Annotated in this window: 20 protein-coding genes; 7 read left to right on the forward strand and 13 right to left on the reverse strand. The window is 66.2% G+C overall.

The genetic code is table 11. The annotated features are described in order from the left end of the window. Position 1 precedes the first annotated feature (1 nt). On the forward strand, positions 2-1,009 hold the full coding sequence (locus tag HWY37_RS21600; RefSeq protein ID WP_176089820.1) for an Ldh family oxidoreductase: 1,008 nt from the start codon (positions 2-4) through the stop codon (positions 1,007-1,009). 67 nt (positions 1,010-1,076) lie between these two features. Here HWY37_RS21600 and HWY37_RS21605 read toward each other — a convergent pair whose 3' ends face one another. Further along, positions 1,077-1,973 (reverse strand): AEC family transporter, encoded by an 897-nt coding sequence (locus HWY37_RS21605; protein WP_176089821.1) that lies wholly within the window; start codon positions 1,971-1,973, stop codon positions 1,077-1,079. A gap of 217 nt (positions 1,974-2,190) precedes the next feature. Here HWY37_RS21605 and HWY37_RS34850 point away from each other — a divergent pair, with 217 nt between their 5' ends. Then, positions 2,191-2,436, forward strand: coding sequence for a helix-turn-helix domain-containing protein (locus HWY37_RS34850; RefSeq protein ID WP_373418167.1), 246 nt, complete (start codon positions 2,191-2,193; stop codon positions 2,434-2,436). Here the strand turns inward: HWY37_RS34850 and HWY37_RS21615 are convergent. Next, positions 2,426-2,962, reverse strand: coding sequence for a hypothetical protein (locus HWY37_RS21615; RefSeq protein WP_175206934.1), 537 nt, complete (start codon positions 2,960-2,962; stop codon positions 2,426-2,428). The two genes, HWY37_RS34850 and HWY37_RS21615, sit on opposite strands and share 11 nt — an antisense overlap. Positions 2,963-3,022: 60 nt before the next feature. Here HWY37_RS21615 and HWY37_RS21620 point away from each other — a divergent pair, with 60 nt between their 5' ends. The 3 genes from HWY37_RS21620 (at position 3,023) to HWY37_RS21630 (ending at position 6,123) form a co-directional block, all read left to right on the forward strand. Continuing rightward, on the forward strand, positions 3,023-3,916 hold the full coding sequence (locus HWY37_RS21620) for an alpha/beta hydrolase (RefSeq protein ID WP_175206933.1): 894 nt from the start codon (positions 3,023-3,025) through the stop codon (positions 3,914-3,916). A 32-nt stretch (positions 3,917-3,948) separates the two neighbouring features. Next, positions 3,949-5,520, forward strand: coding sequence for a glutamate--cysteine ligase (gene gshA / locus HWY37_RS21625; protein WP_175206932.1), 1,572 nt, complete (start codon positions 3,949-3,951; stop codon positions 5,518-5,520). Positions 5,521-5,601: 81 nt separating this feature from the next. After that, complete coding sequence (locus HWY37_RS21630) at positions 5,602-6,123, forward strand: lipocalin family protein (RefSeq protein ID WP_175206931.1); 522 nt, start codon at positions 5,602-5,604, stop codon at positions 6,121-6,123. 83 nt (positions 6,124-6,206) lie between these two features. On the opposite strand, the gene HWY37_RS21635 is transcribed toward HWY37_RS21630, so the two are convergent. The 9 genes from HWY37_RS21635 to HWY37_RS21675 all read right to left on the reverse strand — a co-directional run bounded on the left by HWY37_RS21635 (position 6,207) and on the right by HWY37_RS21675 (position 14,695). Beyond that, positions 6,207-7,124: an alpha/beta hydrolase gene (locus HWY37_RS21635; protein ID WP_176089823.1), complete on the reverse strand. Its 918-nt coding sequence runs from the start codon at positions 7,122-7,124 to the stop codon at positions 6,207-6,209. Further along, a complete protein-coding gene (locus tag HWY37_RS21640; protein ID WP_175206929.1) occupies positions 7,117-7,878 on the reverse strand; it encodes a GntR family transcriptional regulator in 762 nt (253 codons plus the stop codon). Before HWY37_RS21640 ends, HWY37_RS21635 begins: the two co-directional genes overlap by 8 nt. Before the next feature lie 124 nt (positions 7,879-8,002). Then, entirely contained in the window at positions 8,003-8,695 is a 693-nt protein-coding gene (locus HWY37_RS21645) for an ABC transporter ATP-binding protein (protein ID WP_176089824.1), read from the reverse strand. Further along, entirely contained in the window at positions 8,682-9,452 is a 771-nt protein-coding gene (locus HWY37_RS21650; protein ID WP_176089825.1) for an ABC transporter ATP-binding protein, read from the reverse strand. Before HWY37_RS21650 ends, HWY37_RS21645 begins: the two co-directional genes overlap by 14 nt. Beyond that, positions 9,442-10,428 carry a branched-chain amino acid ABC transporter permease gene (locus HWY37_RS21655; protein WP_175206926.1) on the reverse strand — a complete coding sequence of 329 codons (987 nt, stop codon included), beginning with the start codon at positions 10,426-10,428 and terminating at the stop codon, positions 9,442-9,444. The genes HWY37_RS21650 and HWY37_RS21655 overlap by 11 nt, the downstream gene beginning before the upstream one ends. Next, entirely contained in the window at positions 10,425-11,339 is a 915-nt protein-coding gene (locus HWY37_RS21660; RefSeq protein WP_176089826.1) for a branched-chain amino acid ABC transporter permease, read from the reverse strand. Before HWY37_RS21660 ends, HWY37_RS21655 begins: the two co-directional genes overlap by 4 nt. Further along, complete coding sequence (locus HWY37_RS21665; RefSeq protein ID WP_176089827.1) at positions 11,336-12,520, reverse strand: ABC transporter substrate-binding protein; 1,185 nt, start codon at positions 12,518-12,520, stop codon at positions 11,336-11,338. Before HWY37_RS21665 ends, HWY37_RS21660 begins: the two co-directional genes overlap by 4 nt. A gap of 50 nt (positions 12,521-12,570) precedes the next feature. After that, the gene (locus tag HWY37_RS21670) at positions 12,571-13,482 is read right to left on the reverse strand and encodes a fumarylacetoacetate hydrolase family protein (RefSeq protein ID WP_176089828.1); all 912 of its coding nucleotides are present in this window, start codon (positions 13,480-13,482) and stop codon (positions 12,571-12,573) included. 88 nt (positions 13,483-13,570) lie between these two features. Beyond that, entirely contained in the window at positions 13,571-14,695 is a 1,125-nt protein-coding gene (locus tag HWY37_RS21675) for a cupin domain-containing protein (protein ID WP_176089829.1), read from the reverse strand. A gap of 198 nt (positions 14,696-14,893) precedes the next feature. Here HWY37_RS21675 and HWY37_RS21680 point away from each other — a divergent pair, with 198 nt between their 5' ends. Further along, positions 14,894-15,139 carry a hypothetical protein gene (locus HWY37_RS21680; protein ID WP_175206921.1) on the forward strand — a complete coding sequence of 82 codons (246 nt, stop codon included), beginning with the start codon at positions 14,894-14,896 and terminating at the stop codon, positions 15,137-15,139. A gap of 138 nt (positions 15,140-15,277) precedes the next feature. Here HWY37_RS21680 and HWY37_RS21685 read toward each other — a convergent pair whose 3' ends face one another. Next, positions 15,278-16,729: an amino acid permease gene (locus HWY37_RS21685; RefSeq protein ID WP_175206920.1), complete on the reverse strand. Its 1,452-nt coding sequence runs from the start codon at positions 16,727-16,729 to the stop codon at positions 15,278-15,280. A 291-nt stretch (positions 16,730-17,020) separates the two neighbouring features. On the opposite strand from HWY37_RS21685, the gene HWY37_RS21690 reads away from it, so the two are divergent. Continuing rightward, positions 17,021-18,013 carry a Bug family tripartite tricarboxylate transporter substrate binding protein gene (locus HWY37_RS21690; RefSeq protein WP_246302371.1) on the forward strand — a complete coding sequence of 331 codons (993 nt, stop codon included), beginning with the start codon at positions 17,021-17,023 and terminating at the stop codon, positions 18,011-18,013. Positions 18,014-18,046: 33 nt separating this feature from the next. Here the strand turns inward: HWY37_RS21690 and HWY37_RS21695 are convergent, their stop codons facing one another. Then, positions 18,047-18,562 (reverse strand): substrate-binding domain-containing protein, encoded by a 516-nt coding sequence (locus HWY37_RS21695; protein WP_176089830.1) that lies wholly within the window; start codon positions 18,560-18,562, stop codon positions 18,047-18,049. Positions 18,563-18,577 lie beyond the last annotated feature (15 nt).

The following is an 18,577-nucleotide window of genomic DNA, read 5'->3' on the forward strand; positions in this document are numbered from 1 at the left end:
CATGGCTCACATCTATCTCGACGAACTTCAACTCCTGGCCGCGGCCGGCCTGGCCGCCGCGGGCGCCAATGCGGCGATGGCGGACAGCACGGCGCGCGCCCTGGTGTACGCCGAAAGCCAGGGCCTGGGCTCGCACGGCCTGTCGCGCGTGGCGTTCTACGCCGGCCATCTGCGCGCCGGCCGCGCCATCGGCTCGGCCGTGCCAAAACTGGTGCACGAACGCGGCGGCGCGGCGCTGATCGACGCGGGCTCGGGCCTGGCGTACCCGGCCTGCGCGATGGCCGTGGAACAGGCCGCGGCGCGCGCCCGCGAGCATGGCGTGTCGTTCGTCGGCGTCACCAACAGCCACCACTTCGGCGCGGCGGCCTACCACCTGGAAGCCTTGGCCGACGCCGGCCTGGTCGCGCTGGCGTTGAGCAACTCGCCGGCCGCCATGCCGGCCTGGGGCGGCAAGCGCCCCCTGTTCGGCACCAACCCCGTGGCAGCGGTATTCCCGCGCCGCGGCGGCGCGCGCCTGCTCATCGACCTGTCGCTGTCGCAGGTGGCGCGCGGCAAGCTCATGATCGCGGCCCGCGACAACCAGCCCATCCCGCTGGGCTGGGCGCTGGACGCCGAGGGCCAGCCCACCACCGATCCCAAGGCCGGCCTGGCGGGCAGCATGCTGCCCGCAGGCGGCGTCAAGGGCGCAATGCTGGCGCTGATCGTCGAACTGCTGGTGTGCGCGCTGACCGGCGCGCATTTCGGCTTCGAAACGGAATCGTTCTTCGTCGACGAGGGCGGCCCCGCGCGCCTGGGCCAGGCCTTCCTGGCCATCGATCCGGGCGCGCTGGCCGGCAACAACACCTACCTGGACCGCGTCGAAACGCTAGTCGACGCCATGCTGGAAGACGAAGGCGTGCGCCTGCCGGGCGACCGCCGCCGCAAGCTGCGCGACGAAGCGCTCAAGCATGGCATCGACATCCCCGACGCGCTGATGGCGCAATTGCGCGCCATGTCGGGCACGGCGTAGGCCCCCGCGGCGCGGCGCTCGGGCAAGGCAATTGTCGCGACAGCGTCGCGACAATTGCCTTGCCCGATCAGCCCCCGTGGCTGAACCACAGGATCACCGGCGCCAGCAACAGGAAAGCCACCGTCGACACCAGCACCGCGCCCGCCGCCGTATCCCCCAGCGACGTGTAGCGTTTGACGTACATGTAGCTGACCACCGCGCAGGGCATGGCCATCTGCAGGCTGAGCGCGCCGGCCAGCACCGGCTCCAGGTCCAGCGCCCACACCACCGCCAGCCCCGCCGCCAGACCCACGGCCAGGCGGATGGCGGCGACCTTGGCGCCGTCGCGCAGGCCATTGGCAGGAATCAGCGCCAGCGCATGGCCCAGACTCAGCAGCATCAGCGGCACCGTCACCGCGCCTAGCATGCGCGTGGTCTCGATCAGCCAGGCGGGCACCGGCACGTGCAGAAGGCGCAAGGCCACCGCGATCAGGGACGCCAGCAGAATCGGACTCTTCCAGCTGCCCTTGGTGTTCACCCCCGGCAGCAGGCGCACGGCGATGGTATGCATGACGAATGAGCTGACCGCAAAGAACGCCACCGCCACCGACAGGCCCGCGTCGCCGAAGGCCATCTGCGAAATCGGCAGACCCAGGTTGCCGGCATTGGGCAGAAAGGCCGTGGGCAGCAGGGTGCGCACGGGCAGCTTCCAGGCTTTCAGCAGCAGCGCGCATGCCAGCGCGCAAAACAGCAGGGCGAGCAGGGTCGCCGCCGCCACGTCGGCCAGCGCGCGGTCATCCAGATGGGTGGTGACGAAGGTATGGAACACCAGGGCCGGCGTGGTCACCGAAGTGACCAGCATCGTGATGAAGGAGCCGCCGAACGGCAGATCACGCTTGCCCCAGTACACCCCTATGCCCACGCAGAACAGCAGCGGCAGCATCAGCACGATCGCGGAAAAGTAGAACTGCACGACGGCAGGCATGCGCTTATTCCGTTAGAGATAAGAAGATCGATGCGCCGCGGCATCATTGCTTGCCGGGCGTGCGCCTGGGGCGGCAGCATGGGGCCATTCGTCAACCGCCGGGCTCCCGCCCTTAACCGCCATGTCAGCCAATGCCCAAACCGCCACGGCCCCGCAACCAGCCGCGAATCCATCCACGAATCTAGCCACGAAGCTGGCCCCAAACCTGACCACGACCCTGGCCACGGAACCGGCAACCAAGCCGGCCCTCGCCATCAAGCCGCTCTCGGAACGGCAGGCCAGCTGCCTGCACTGGGCAGCCATGGGCAAGACCAGCTGGGAAACCGCCCGCATCCTGGGCGTGAGCGAAAGCACCGTGAATTTCCACCTGTGCAACGCTTGCGACAAGCTTGGCGTGCGCGGCCGACGCGCAGCGGTGGTCATGGCCATGAAGCTGGGCTTGATCGCATCCCTCACGGCTTGATGACGACTGAACTCAGGAACTCGCGCGCCCGATCGGCAGGCAGGCTTTCCACGGTGCCGGCCGCGACGGCCTCGATCAGCATGGTGTCGGTGACCCAGATCCGGGCCCGCAGCCATCCGGGCTTGCCCATGGCCTTGCCCTGCACCTCGAATTCCTGCCCGTAGGGCGGCCATTCGGTCGGCGGCGGAGCCTGCATGTTGGCGTACAAGGAATGCATCAGCGCCATGCCCAGCGCCTGTTTGGCGGCCGGATCCTTTGCGATCTCGGGCGGAAGCGGCGCCGATCCCACGGCGAAGACGGCCTCGCCCACGGTGGCGCTGGCCAGGGTAAAACTCAAGGTATGGGTATCCAGCTTCAGGTCGCGGGTGTCCGTCGAGACCCGGTCCGGAAACGCGGCGCGCACGTGGCCATCGGCCACGTCCACTTCGCGCCAGTTGTAACTGGGCGAGCACGCCATCAGCAGGGCCAGCGCGCTTATCGCGCCGGCTTTCTTGAACATGAAACGAAACAGCGATGAAATCGTCATTACCCGAGGACCTGGACTGTCTATTCATTTCGAGGAAGCCAGAAATTGTCGCCGATTTCGATGACCCCCGCGCCGGACGGCACGCCATTGGCCAATTATGTCTGGCCCGCCGCGCCCAATGTGCCCCCGCCTGTCACAGGCCCGGGCGTTCCCAGTATCTACCTGCTGCACGGACTTAGCGAGCATGCCGGGCGCTACGACCGGCTGGCGCGCTGGCTCGCGGCGCGCGGCTGGACCGTGGGCGCCCATGACCATCGCGGCCATGGCCACTCCGGCGGACGGCCCGCGACCCTGAACCGCGAGGACGACCTGGTGGTCGACGCCGTCGACCGGCTGCAGGCCTGGACCGCCGCGCACGGACGGCCGCCCATCCTGCTGGGCCATAGCCTGGGCGCCCTGGTCGCGGTGCGGATTGCGCTGCGGCGCATGGCCGAGCTCGACGCGCTGGTGCTCAGCTCGCCGCCCTTCGTGGTGCACGTGCCTCCCTGGGTGCGGCGCACGCTGACCTGGATGTCACTGCATGCGCCCGACCTGCGCGTGCCCCACGGACTGGCCCCGGCCCGGATCTCTCACGACCCCGCCGTGGTGAAGGCCTACCGCTCGGATCCCCTCGTGCGGCGCAGCATGACAGGCCGGCTGGCCCGTTTCGTGGACGAAGGCGGCCGCGAGTCCCTGCGTGAAGCCCCGCTGCTGTCCTATCGCACCCTGCTGATGGTGGCGGGCGACGACTCCATCGTCGCCGCGGAAGGCAGCCGCCAGTTCGCCCAGCGGGCGCCCGCCGAACTGCTGACGCTGCGCTGGTACGACACTGCCTGGCACGAGATTTTCAACGAAACCGCCCCCATCGCCGATCCGGTCTATGCCGACCTGGACGAATGGCTGGCGCGCACCGCGCAGGCATTGTCCCTGTCCCCAGTATTGACTCCCTCGGCACAGGAGGCCGGCACCCCGTAAAATCCGGCGACAGACCCAAACGAGAAGAACCCGTGACTGATACTGCCGCCAACCGCCTCTCCCGCCTGGAGGCCAACCGATCGCTGCTGACCCAGACCCTGCGGGGCATCGAAAAGGAAGGCCTGCGCGTGGACGAACAGGGTGTCCTGTCCCGCAAGCCGCACCCCGCCGGCCTGGGATCGGCGCTGACCAACGAACACGTCACCACCGACTATTCCGAATCCCTGCTCGAACTCATCACGGGCACGCATACGGACGTCGACGCGCTGCTGGCCGAACTGACCAACACCCATCGCCACGTCTACGGCGTGCTGGACCACGAGCTGATCTGGAACCAGTCCATGCCGGCCACGCTGCCGCCCGAAGCCGACATCCCCATCGCCTGGTACGGCAAGTCCAATACCGGCATGCTCAAGCACGTGTACCGCCGCGGCCTGGCCGTGCGCTACGGCAAGACCATGCAATGCATCGCCGGCGTGCACTACAACTTCTCGCTCGCCGAGGACCTGTGGTCCGTGCTGGATACCCAGCCCGGCAGCGTGCAAGACCGCCGTTCGCGCGGCTACATCGGCCTGATCCGCAACTTCACCCGCTATTCCTGGCTGCTGATGTACCTGTTCGGCGCGGCCCCGGCCGTGGCCAGCGATTTCCTGCGCGGGCGCGAGCACCCGCTGCAGAAGCTGGGCGACAGCACGCTGTACCTGCCCTACGCCACCAGCCTGCGCATGAGCGACCTGGGCTACCAGAACAAGGCGCAGTCGCAGCTCAAGCTCTGCTACAACGACCTGGACACGTTCCTGGGCCGCCTGTACGGCGCCGTGACGCAACCCTGGCCCGACTACCAGAAGATCGGCACGCACCGCGACGGCGAATGGATCCAGCTCAACACCAACGTGCTGCAGATCGAAAACGAGTACTACTCCAGCATCCGCCCCAAGCGCGCCACCGGCCGCTGCGAGCGCCCGATCACCGCGCTGGCCGAACGCGGCGTGCAGTACGTCGAGGTCCGCTGCCTGGACATCGACCCGAACTCGCCCGTCGGCATCGACGCCGACACCGGCCGCTTCGTCGACGCCTTCCTGCTGTTCTGCACCGCGTCCGACAGCCCGTTCTTCCCCGCCAACGGCTATTGCCAGCGCAGCGCCGACAACTTCTCGACCGTCGTCAAGGAAGGCCGCAAGCCCGGCCTGCAACTGGACCGCGAAGGCCAGGCCATCGGCCTGGCGCAATGGGGTCACGAACTGCTCGACCAGATCGCGCCCTACGCCGCGCTGTACGACTCCGCGCTGGGCGGCAGCGCCTACGCCGATGCCCTGGCGGCCCAGCGCGCCAAGCTCGACCAGCCGGAATCGACGCCGTCGGCCCGCCTGCTGGCCTCGCTGTCGGACAGCCGCCTGTCGTTCCATGACTATTCGCTGGACCTCAGCCGCAAGCACGCCGACACGCTGCGCGCCCAGCCTCTGCCGGCCGATCTGGCTGCCGCCTACGAGCAGGCCGCCGCGCAGTCGGTCGCCGAACAACAGCGCCTGGAACAATCGGACACCGAGGATTTCGACACCTACGTGGCGCGCTACCACGCGGCGTTGAAGGCCCCGCTCAAATAAGGCGTATCGTTAGGGTTTTGATCCGCGCCGGCCGGCCCCCGGCCAGCGCGGACCGCTCTGTCACATCAGGAGGTTTTCCCCATGCGTCGCACCGCAACATTCCTGCTGGCCCTGGCCGCCAGCATGACGGGGATAGCCCATGCCGCGCCGCCGCCCATGCAAACCGTGGAATCGGTGGACCTGAAACGCTACGCAGGCATGTGGTACGAGATCGCGAATTTCCCCATGTTCTTCCAGCGCGACTGCGTGGGAGACACCACCGCCGAATACACCGCGCATCCCGACGGCACCGTCGGCGTGAACAACCGCTGCCGCACCAAGGATGGCGACATCGATTCCGCGTCCGGCACCGCGACGGTGGTCGAAGGCAGCAACAACGCCAAGCTCGAAGTTTCGTTCTTCAAGCCGTTCAAGGGCGACTACTGGGTGATCGGACTGGACCCCGAATACCGCTGGGCCGTGGTCGGCACGCCGGACAGGAAGTATCTGTGGATCCTGTCACGCTCGCCGCAACTGCCCAAGGAAGAACTGGACCGCGCCCTGGACGCCGCCAAGGCTCAGGGCTACCAGCTGGACGAACTGCGCTATACGCCGCAGAAGTAGGACGGACGCAGCGCGAGAAATCCCCGCCGGTACCCGTGCGAGGATCGCGCGCAACCCAGCAGCAACGCCGCCAGGCGCCGCCCTCAGCTCTTCTGCAACTCCGCCCGCCGGACCCCGTCCGCCTTCGCCAGCCCCATCATTTCCAAGGTGGCGCGGGTTAGCTCGCTGTCCGGATCCTCCAGCTCATTGACCAGGTCGAAGTGGTTGCACTGCGGCGTCGGAATGCGGGTGGAGGCCAGCCCTGCGGCGTTCCAGGCGGCCTCGAATGCCGCCGTCTGGTTCTTGAAGCCTTGCGTCTCCAGCCCGCCCACGGCCAGCAGCATCGGGCCCGCGCGTTCCGGCAGATGGAAGATCGGGCTTTGATGCGCGGCCTGCTCAGGCGTCAGCTGCAGCCAGGTATTCGGCAGGACGTCGCATAGCGGCCGCAGGTCGAACAGCCCGCTCAGCGCCAGCGTGCCCTTGATCACGTCATCCGGCAGGTTGTAACGCGCCGGCCAATCGGGCGCGGCCAGCATGGCGGCCAGATGGCCGCCCGCCGAACTGCCGCCGACATAGATACGTTCCGGGTCCACGCCATAGGCCGCCGCGTTCCAGTACAGCCAGGCCACGGCGGAGCGCACTTCGCGCACCACCTCGCCCAGGGTGGCCTCGGGCACCAGCGTGTATTCCAGGGTCGCGACGGCCGCGCCCGCGGCGTTGAACGCCTCGGCCATGACCGGCGCGTCTTCCTTGCGCTGCGCGCGCCAGTAACCGCCGTGGATGAACACGAACACGGGCGCCGCCGCGTTCGACGCCGCGGGCAGGAACAGGTCCAGCCGTTCGTCCTGGCCCATGCCGTAGCGCAGGTCCAGGATGCCGGGACGGCGCGTGCGTACTCGGGCCGACGACTCCGCATAGCGGCGCACGCAGGCGTCGAAATCCGGCACCGACTGGCGCGCGTTGTACTGCACCTCGCGCTCGGCGACGGTGGGGAAGAAGAGATCGATGTCAGCGTTATGCATGCCGGGCCTGCGTTTCGGGCTGGGAAATGATGCGTTCGATGAACTGCGCCGTCTTGCGGTAGTGCGCGGCCAGCATGGCGACGCAGCCTTCCACGTCGCGCGAGATCGCAGCGTCCAGCAGCTGGCGGTGCTCGTCGTCGACGTTGCGCTCCGGACCGTAGGCCGTGGCGCCGGCGCGCGCCGGGCGGCGGTAGCGCTCGGTCTGCGCGTACAGCTGGGTGGACAGGTCCAACAGCCAGCTCGAACGGCAGGCGCCAATCAGCGCATGGTGGAATTCCAGGTGGCGCGCCTCCAGCAGCTCGTCCAGTTCTTCCGAAGGCTCGGCCGCCTGGTCCGCCCGCTGCGCCGCCAGCGTCAGCGCGTGATATGCGCCAACCAGCCGCGTTTCCCAGGCATCGTCGGCATTGGCCAGCGAGCGGCGCAAGGCGTCGCAATCGATCAGGATGCGGGTTTCGCAGGCGTCCCACATTTCCTCGACCGACAGGGGCGCGATGCTGAAGCCGCGCGAAGTGGTGCTGACGACCATGCGTTCGCTGCGCAGGCGGTTCAACGCTTCGCGGATGGGGGAAAAGCTGCTGCCGTAGCGTTGCTTCAGCAACTCCAGCCGCAAGGACTGTCCCGGCGCGAAGGCGCCGCGCATGATGTCCCGCCGCAGCAGGCGGTAGACCTGCTCGGACAGCGTGATTTCTTCCACGCCGGCGCTCCCGTCCGATCCGGGATCGTCCTGGCGGGAAGCTTTGATTCTAGGCTTCAAGATGGTCTCCAGATGTCGGCGGCCGGGGCCGCGCGCAGGCGGCCCATTCTACCCGCGCCCTCCGGCGCACGCGCCTGCCCGCGGCAGCGCGTGCCCGGGGCCATATGCCGCTTCGCCGCCCCGCTCATATGCCCAGGTAGCGCTGCGCCAGGTCGGGCTGGGCGGACAGCTCCGCCGGTTTGCCCGACCAGGCTACCCGGCCCTTGTCGACGATGTAATGGCGGTCCACCAGCGTCGCCATTTCCGGCAGGTTCTTGTCGATCACCAGAATGGTCTGGCCTTCGGCCTTCAGCGACCGCAGGCAGCGCCAGATTTCCTGGCGGATCAGCGGCGCCAACCCTTCGGTGGCTTCGTCCAGGATCAGCAGCTTGGGATTGGTCATGAGCGCGCGGCCCACCACCAGCATCTGCTGCTCGCCGCCGGACAGGGTGCGCGACGATTGCCCGCGCCGTTCCTTCAGGCGCGGAAACAAGGCGTAGACGCGCTCCAGGTCCCAGCGGCCCGGCGCCGCGCGCGCGGTCGCCACCAGGTTCTCCTGCACCGTCAACGATCCGAACACGCGCCGGCCCTCGGGCACCAGCCCCACGCCCAGGCGCGCCACGCTGCTGGGCGCGGACTTGCCCAGCGACTGGCCGCGGAACTGCACCGCGCCGCCAGTGGCGGGCAGCATGCCCATCAGGGTCTTGATCGTGGTGGTCTTGCCCATGCCGTTGCGCCCGATGAGCGAAATCACCTCGCCTTCGCTGGCTTCGAACGACATGCCGAACAGCACCTTGCTGGAGCCGTAGCCGCCGGTCAGGCCCTCAACCTTCAACATGTTCTTCTCCCAGATAGGCCGCGCGCACCTCGGGATTGCGGCGCACCTCGTCGGGCGAGCCGCTGAACACCACGCGGCCGTAGACCAGCACGCTGATCCGGTCGGCCAGCGCGAACACCGCGTCCATGTCGTGCTCGACCAGCAGGATGCCGTAGTCGCCCTTCATGCCTTGCAAAAGCCGTGTCATGCGCGCCGATTCCTCCGGCCCCATGCCGGCCATGGGCTCGTCCAGCAGCAACAGCCGCGGCGAACGCGCCAGCGCCACCGCCAGTTCCAGTTGCCGCTTCTCGCCGTGCGCCAGGTCGGCCGAGCGCACGTGGCGGCGGTCCTCCAGCCCCACATGCGTCAGCCATTGCATGGCCTCGGTCTTCAGCGACGCATCATGGCGCGGGTTGGACCAGGCCTGGAAGGCGCGGCCGCCCTTGAGCATGCGCGACAGGATCACGTTCTCCAGCGCGGTGTATTCCTGGCACAGCTCGGTGATCTGGAACGATCGGCCCAGCCCCAGGCGCGCGCGCTCGAAGGCGCGCAGCGCGGTCACGTCCTGCCCGTCCAGGTGGATGGTGCCGGAGTCCGGCCGGATCTCGCCGCAGATCTGCGCGATCAGGGTGGACTTGCCCGCGCCGTTGGGGCCGATGATGGCGTGGATCTCGCCCGCGCGCACGTCCAGGTCCACGCCGTTGGTCGCGACCACGGCGTCGAAGGCCTTGCGCAGCTGCGTCAGGCGCAGCAGGCTCGCGCTTGCGTCAGTCGGCATGGCGCGTCTCCAGCAGTTTTCCGAACAGGCCCTTCTGGCCCCACAGCACCACCAGCACCAGGATGGGCCCCATGTACAGCAGCCAATGCTCGGTCAGGGACGACAGCATCTGCTCCAGCCCCAGGAACACCGCCGCGCCCGCGATCGGCCCCAGCAGCGTGCCCACGCCGCCCAGGATCACGATGGCCATGAGTTCGCCGGACTTGGTCCAGGCCGCCATGTCCGGCGTCACCAGCCCGGCATAATTGGCCCACAGCACGCCGGCCAGGCCCGTGCCCACCGCGGACAGCACGAAGGCGCTGAGGCGGTACGGCGTGGGCGCCACGCCCAGGTTCACCGCGCGCCGCTCGCTCTGGCGCAGCGCCTGCAGCACCATGCCGAAGCGCGAATTGGTCACGCGGATGCACAGCAGCGTCCACAGGGTCAAGAGCGCCAGGCACACGTAGTAGAAAACCATGGGGCTTTCCAGATTGATGCCGGGCAGCTCATTGCGCTGCGGAATCATCAGGCCGTCGTCGCCGCCGTAGAACTGCAGCGACACCAGCACGAAGTACACCATCTGGCCGAACGCCAGCGTGATCATGATGAACTGCACGCCGCGCGTGCGCAGCGCCAGGTAGCCGAACAGCCAGCCGGCCAGCGCGCAGACGATGAGCGCTATCGGCCACACCACCAGCGCGGCATTGCTGCCGGCCCAGCCGAAGATCGGACCCGCCTCCGAAGTGTGGAAGGCGATGATGCCGACCGCGTAGCCGCCCAGGCCGAAGAACATGGCGTGGCCGAAGCTGACCATGGCGCCGTAGCCGATCACCAGGTCCAGGCTGACCGCGGCCAGGCCGTAGATCAAAAAGCGCGTCACCACGCCGATCAGGAACGGCGAGCCCGAGGCCAGCGCCGCGGCCGGCAGCAGGATCAGCACCGCCAGGCCGGCCAGGCCCCAGCGGGCTCGGTTCGTAAGTGTGTATGCCATCTTCATCCTCGCGCCGGGAACAGCCCGCCCGGCTTGGCGATCAGCACGATCGCCATCAATACATAGATGCTGGCCGACGCCAGGCCCGCGGCCAGCGGGTCGGCGGTGGCGGGCGAGAACATCGTCGACAGCAACTGCGGCAGGAAGGCGCGCCCCAGGCTGTCGACCATGCCCACCAGCAGCGCGCCGGCCAAGGCGCCGCGCACCGAGCCGACCCCGCCGATCACGATGACCACGAAGGTGGTGATCAGGATGCGCTCACCCATGCCGATTTCCACCGCCAGCAGCGGCGCCGCCATCACGCCGGCCAGGCCGCAAAGCAAGGCGCCTAGGCCGAACACCAGCGTGTAGAGCTTGCGGATGTCCACGCCCAGCGCGTCGACCATCTCGCGGTCGTCGGCGCCGGCGCGGATCAGCATGCCGATCCGCGTGCGGTTGACCAGCCACCACAGCCCCACCGCCACCAGCGCGCCAATGGCGATGAAGGACAGGCGGATCAGCGGATACTGGAAGCCCGGCGCCAGCGTCACCGCGCCTTCCAGGAAGGTCGGTATGCCGACCAGCGGCGGACGCCGGCCGAAGATCAGGCTGACCGCCTCATTGGAGAACAGCAGCAGGCCGAAGGTGGCCAGCACCTGGTACAGGTGGTCCCGCTTGTACAGCTTGCGGATCACCAGCACCTCGGCCGCGATGCCGTACAGGCCGGCGCCCAGCAAGGCCGCCAGGACGCCCGCCAGGAACGAGCCCGTGGTGCCGATTGCATAGGCGGCGCAGTAGGCCCCCACCATGTAGAAGGAACCGTGCGTCAGGTTGACCACGCCCATGATGCCGAAGATCAGCGTCAGTCCGGCCGCCAGCATGAAGAGCATGGCGCCGAACTGCAAGCCGTTGAGCAGCTGTTCAAACAGAAGGGTCATGACGGCATCTTGCAGAGTTGCGCGTAGGCGTCCTTGTCATCGGACACCAGCTTGCGGACCAGATGCGGCGCCAGGCTGCCGTCGCTGCCCTTCTCGATGCGCATCAGGTACAGGTCCTGGATCGGATGCTGGTTGGTGTTCATGCTGAACTTGCCGCGCAGCGACGTGAACTCGGGCTGGCGCAAGGCCGCGCGGAATTCCGCCGCCTTGGACAGGTCGCCGCCGGTGGCCTTCAGGCCCGCGCCGATCAGCTGCGCGGTGTCATAGGACTGCATCGCGTAGTCCGTGGGCATGCGGCCGTAGGCTTCCTTGAAGGCCTGCACGAAGGCCTTGGACTGCGGGTTGTCGAAGTCCTGCGACCAGATGCCGGTGATGTAGGCGCCGGCCGACGCATCGCCCGTGGCCTGGATCATGCGCGCGTCCATCGAGAAGCTGGGCATCAGCATGGGGATGCTCTTGTTCAGCCCCGCCGCCGCATACTGCTTGACGAAATTGATGCCGGTGCCGCCCGGATGGAACTGGTAGATGGCGTCGGGCGCCAGCGAACGCAGGCGCGCCAGCTCCACCGAGAAGTCCGACTGGTCGAGCTTGGTGTAGATCTCGGCGACGACTTCGCCCTTGTAGGTGCGCTTGAAGCCTTCGATCGCGTCGCGGCCCGCCTGGTAATTGGGCGCCAGCAGCACGACCTTCTTGTAGCCCAGCTCGTTGGCGGCCACACCGCCCGCCGTATGGAAGGCATCGTTCTGGTAGGACGCGACGAAGTAATTGGGATCGCATTTTTCGCCCGCGAAGTTCGACGGGCCGGGATTCAGGCTGACGTAGAACGCGCCCGACTTCACCACGCTGGGCACGACGGCCGCCAGCACGTTGGAGAAGTTCACGCCGGTATAGAGCTTGACGCCCGATTGCAGCAGGCGGTCGGCCGCCTGCTTGGCGTTGGCGGGCTTCAGGCCATCGTCCTCGATCACCAGCTGCACGGGCACGCCGCCCAGCTTGCCGCCGCCCTGCTTGATGGCCAGGTTGAACGCATCGCGCTCGTCCTCGCCGATGTAGCCCGCCGGCGTGGACAAGGTGGCGATGAAGCCGATCTTGACCGGTTCCGCGGCATGGGCTGCCCCCATGGACGCCGCGGCGCCCAGCGCGACGGACAACGCGCCGCCCAGTATCTGTTTCTTGATCATGTTTTCCCCTTGGAGACTGCGTTGCCCGCCGCTGCGCGGCCAGGCGTTTTCTAGACCGCTACCACCGGATGGCGCAGCGTGCCGATGCCTTCGACGCAGGCCACCACCACGTCGCCCGGCCACAGCCATTCCTGCGGCTTGCGGCCGGCGCCCACGCCTTCCGGCGTGCCGGTGGCGATGATGTCGCCCGGTTCCAGCGTGATGCCGGCGCTGATGTCCGAGATCAGGAACGGCACCTTGAACAGCATGTGGCGCGTGTTGGAGCCCTGCTTTTTCTCGCCGTTGACCGTCAGCCACAGATCCAGCACCTGCGGATCCGGGATCTCGTCGGCGGTGACGATGCATGGACCGAAAGGCGCATAGGTGTCCTGGCCCTTGGAATAGATCCACTGGCCGGCGCGGCGGCAATCGCGCGCGCTCATGTCCAGCATCACGCTGTAGCCGAATACATAGGACAGCGCATCGGCCTCGGCCACGCGCGAGGCGCGGCGGCCCATGATCACGGCCAGCTCCACTTCCCAGTCCAGCTGCTGCGTGATCTTGGCGTTGTGCTCGATGGCATCGCCCGGGCCGATGACGGTGGTGGGCGGCTTGGAGAAGATCACCGGCTGCTTGGGCAGGTCGGCCGAGGTGTCCAGCGTGCGGCTGGATTCCGCCACGTGCTCCACGTAGTTCAGGCCGATGCCGAAGATGTTCTTGCGGGGCCGCGGAATCGGCGCCAGCAACTTGACGTTTTCCTGCGGCAGCGCGCTGCCCACGGGCCAGTTGCCGCGATAGGTTTCCATCAGCTTGCTGGCCTGCGCCACGGCGACGGGCCCCAGGTCGATGAAGGCCAGCATGTCGTCGGGCAGGTCGACGCCGCCGGCTTGGCCCAGCAGGGCCAGGTCGACGACATAGCCTTCGGCCAATGCGCCCAGGCGGGCGGCGGCGGTGGGATGAGCGCGAAAAGTCACCAAGCGCATAAGAACTCCATAAATTCAGGACGAGTTGAGTCAGGCGCGCGGACCGGGTCCGCGCGGCGGAAAAGAATCAAAAAGGGAACAGGCAGCGCTAGATCAGCACTTGATGGCCGTCGTTTTCCTTGACCGCTTCTTCGCGGTAAAGCGCCAGCGCGCGCATCACGGGCAGGTCGTTGAAGCTGAACAGGCAGGCGTCATCGTTAGACGACAGATTGACGTGTTCGTGGATGGCCCAGGAAGGCACGCAGAAGATGTCGCGTTCGGTCCAGTCGTAGCGCTTGCCGTCGATGATGGAATAGCCGCTGCCCTTGGCCACCTGGTAGATGAAGCTGCCGGTGTGGCGGTGGGCCTTGGTGTGCTCGCCGGGGCGCAGCAGCTGCATGCTGGCGCCGATGGTGGGCATGACCGGGCCGCCCGTGGCGGGGTTGACATATTCCAGCAGGACGCCGTCAAAGGGGCTGCCGGCGGTCGTGCGCGCATAGCGGCGCAGCGCTTCGTAGGTGGGCTCCCATTCGTACTTGAAGAGCGGCGAATAGGGCTTGGTCCAACCGGAGACCTGGGGCTTGAGCGCCGCATTGGCCCACGCGGCGCTGGTGTCATCGACCGGATAGGTCACGGTCTGGTTCAGGTCGGGATGCACGGCATAGAAGCCGGCCTCCATCGCGTTGACCAGCGGGATGTCCAGGCCGTCCTGCCAGATGCAGGTGGTGCCGTCTTCGGCCACGCCGTGTTCGTGCCAGGTGCCGTTGGGCGTCAGCACGAAATCGTTCGCGCCCAGCGTCATCTTGTGGCCGTCCACCACGGTGAACGCGCCGCGCCCTTCCATGATGAAGCGCAGCGCCGAATGCGAATGCTTGTGGGCGGAAGCCAGCTCGCCGGGCTGCATCACCTGCAGGCCCGAATACAGCCAGCCGACGGCGGCGGCCACGTCGCGGCGGCCGGGATTGTTCAGGTAGATCACGCGGCGGCCCGCCTCTTCGGGCGAGACCAGCTCCGCGGAACGCAGCACGTGGCCGCGCAGGTCCTGGTAGCGCCACACCACCGGCACCGAGGCCGAACGCGGCGCCCAGGGCTCGATCTTGTTCGCCACCGTCCACAAGGCGCCCGTTTCCAGACGGGCCAGGTCCTTGTAGTAGGCGATCAGCTCGGGCGAGTCGGCCACATTGGCGCGGCCTATGGTGTCCTCGCGGTACGCGTCATAGCGGTTCGCTTCCATCCCTTGCCTCTTTTTATAAAAATATTAAGATTTTCGAAAATCATAGGGGCGAGGTGAAATTCGGGCAACGAGCGGGCGCTAGGGGTTTTCCCAGGGCGGCTGAAAATTGTTGGCGCAGCACCTAACAATACTGTACAAAAACACAGTACGACGTGATACATTTCGCTCGCCCAAAAAACTGTCGTCCAGGAGAACCCTGTGTCAGAAGCTGCCCATCTCGTCCAGTACATCGTCGTGCCCTACCGCGCCGCCGCCAATGGCGTCGCCCCCGGTGAAATCCGTCCCGCCAGCAGCGAGTTCGGCGCCATCCGCATCGCCAATTCCATGGCCTCCAAGTTCGCCGGCGTCGCCGCCTACGAAGTGCAGATCGACACGGAAACCGGCGACATGGAATCGCCGCGCATCCTCATGCAGATCGGGACCGTGCCGGCGCTGGACGATTGAAGCTCGCAAACGTGTCGCCGTTCGCTGCCCCAGCGCGTGATTGGCGTTCACAGTTTGACCCGGCAGCCCTGTCGCTTTTATGAACCTGCCGGGGTTCGACCCCATCCAAATGGATCGCAGGCTCCATGCATCCTGTGGTCAAGTGCGAGAGACCCCCAGGCCGCCTCTGCCAGGCCCATGGCGAAGCTGCCCGATCAGCACCACGGCCAACGCAGCCGCTCCCGTGGATAACACGACCGTCTGGTACTCCTCGACAAACACCATGGTCGTCAATGCGGCCACGATGAAGACGATCACCGCCCAGGTCAGCCACGGGAAGAGCCACATGCGCACCAGAGGCTCCTTGCCCTCCTCACGCAGCTTTCTGCGCATGCGCAGCTGCGAGCAAGCGATCACCAGGTACACCAGCATGGCCACCATGCCGGTGATATTCATCAGCGTATCCAGTACGTCCTTGGGACGCAGGGCATCTACGAAGTTGATCAGCGCCAGGATCACCGCGATGGCGCAGGAAGCGATCACCGAGTACACGGGAATTCCCGTGCGCCCGCGCGTCCGCCCCAACAGGGCAGGCGCGTCGCGACGCTTGGCGAGCGAAAACAACATGCGGGAGGCGGTGTAGTGCGCCGACACCAGGCAACTGCAGACCGAGGTAAGCACCACGAAATTCATCACGAACTGCGCGCCAGGCACACCCAGCGCTTCCAGCGTGCGCCGATAGGCTCCATAGCCAGGTTGTCCGAGCAGCGGGTCATTCCAGGGAACCAGGGCCACAATCAGGAAAATTGAGCCGATGTAGAAAAGGCAGACACGCCACACGACCGAGCGCGTGGCACGGCTGATTTGCTCGGCCGGATTCGGCGTCTCTGACGCCGCGATGGTGACGATTTCCACACCCAGGAAAGCGAACATGACGCCCAGCAATGCCACCACGACCGCCTTGGCGCCATTGGGCATGAAGCCACCGTGCGCCACCAGGTTCGACATGCCCTGGGTCTCGCCCCAGGGCCACAGCTTCAGCAGGGCCAGCGTGCCCACGACAATGAAGCAGACAATGGCCACCACCTTGATGAGGGCAAACCAGAACTCGGCCTCGCCATAGTTTCTGACGTTGAATAGATTCAGCAGGACCAGAACCAGGGTCACCCCCAACGTGAACGCGTTGACCGATACCAGGGGAAACCACTCGTGCAAGATAATGCCCGCGACATGCGCTTCCCATGCCATCAGCATGGCCCAGTAGCCCCAGTACAGCCAGCCGATGGTAAAGCCGGCCCACCGGCCGATGGCCCGATCGGCATAGGTGGAAAAAGAACCCGTGTCGGGGCTGGCGGTTGCCATCTCTCCCAGCATGCGCATGATGAAGACCACCAGGATGCCGCCCGCCAGGTACGCCAGCACCGCTGCCGGACCCGCCGAATGCACGATGCTCCCTGAACCCACGAAGAGGCTGCCGCCGATGACTCCGGCGATGGACATCATGGTCAGGTGGCGCGGCTTCAGCGCCGCATTGAGCTTATTGGCATTCCCGCCGTTATCCCCGGCTGCGTGCTGCTTGCCTTCCCCACTTTCTAAATTACGAGCATTCATTCGTATTCCTCCTAGGCTAGCTTCGATTTGGGTATCCGAACCAAATTTTTTGGCAAGCTTAGCAACAGGATTTGATGCTCTGTAGGACCACTCTTTTCGCCAGAAATGGAACCATTCGAAAACGTACTCCACTCGTTTTCAAAGTGAACGAAGCGCCTGGTAGCCGCGAAAGTCGGGTGATTAATTTTTCTTGATTGGTATGAATATTTATTAGCTTCATCAAGGCAAGAATTTCGGGCAGGATGCCTGTTTTTCGTAATCTTCCGATCCACTCTTTCCCCAAGAAGCAGTATGACCGGCCGCCTTCCCTTGCGTTGCTTCGCCATGGCTGGACTACTGTCCCTTGCCTGCGCTCTGATGTCTGCGGCGCAGACATCCCAGTCCTTCGACTGGCCCGGCAAACCCGTGACGCTGGTCGTGCCCTTTCCTCCCGGCGGAGGCAATGACGCCGTCGCCCGCCAGATCGCCGGCCTCGCAGGCCAGGCTTTGGGACAACCGCTGGTCATCGACAACCGGCCGGGAGCCGGCGGCACCATAGGCTCCGCAAGCGTCGCCAAAGCCAGCCCCGACGGCCATACCCTGCTGCTCTGCTCCACCAGCAGCCTGGTCATGGCCACTGTGCTCTACCCAGGCTTGCCGTACCGCGTCGACGATCTGGTACCCGTCGTCCACATAGCCAATACGCCGATGATCTGGGTTGCCGATCCCGGCGTGCCCGCCTCCACCCTCAAGGAGTTCATCGCGGCGGCAAAGCAGGCTCCCGGCAAATACAGCTATGCCTCGGGCGGCAAGAACACCATGCCCCACCTCGTCGGCCAGGAATTCAGGATACGCAATGGCCTGGACATGCTGCACGTGCCTTACCAGGGCTCGACGCCTGCCTATGCGGACCTCACGACGGGGCGCGTGAACCTGATGATGGACAGCATCGTTTCGGCGCTGCCCTTTGTCGAGTCCGGCCGCGTCAAGGGACTTGCCGTGAGCATGGCCCAGCGCATGCCGCAGCTTCCGGACGTGCCAACCTTGGCCGAACAAGATCTGGAGGACCTGAACTTCGTAGGCTGGGTCGGCATTTGCGCGCCGCGCGGCACGCCGCCAGAGGTCACTGCCAAGATCGCGCGCAGCGTGCAGCAGGCCTTGGCCGAATCGGCCTTGCGGGCAGCATTCGCCAAGCAAATTGTGGAACCGGTAGGCGCAGGCCCCGCGGCGTTTGCGCAGACCATCGAGCGCGATGCCCAGGTGTGGCGGAGGATCGTCGCGGCGTCTCCCGCTGACCGGGATTGACGTCGCGCAGTCATCGATTTCAACGCCGGCCCGTCATCCGGCAAGCAACAACTCTTCCGCCATGCCGTTCGTGAACTGTTGCGCGACCTCGCAAATGCACTCGACCATGGCGGCCCGCAGTGGAATCGCGGGCTGGTCGATGTAGGCGGCGAAATAGGCCTGCATCGGAAACGGCCTGGAAAATCGCATTGGCACGAGCTTGCCTGAATCAAGCTCATCGCGGATGAGTTCGACCGGCAAGACCGCGTATCCGGCGCCCGCGAGCACCAGACGCAACATGACCGACAGCGACCTCACCACGATCAGCTTGAAGTCTTGCATCTGCGGAGACGAAAAATGGCTGGCAATCGCCGAGTACATCAACGAATCCACCGGATAGCAAAGCAGAGTGAGTTCCTTCAACTGGTCCATGGACGGTTCAATGTCACCGACCATCAGCCGGGGGTTGCAGACCCAGATGTAGTCCAGCTCCAGCAACTTCCGGTTGATCACCGTCGGCTCTTCAATGCTGCCCAATAGCAACCCTATGTCCAGCGCGCCTTCCAGCAATTGCTGGCGTATGTC

Origin of the sequence: Achromobacter anxifer, assembly GCF_903652925.1 — a bacterium.
GTDB classification, from domain to species: Bacteria; Pseudomonadota; Gammaproteobacteria; order Burkholderiales; family Burkholderiaceae_B; genus Achromobacter; species Achromobacter anxifer.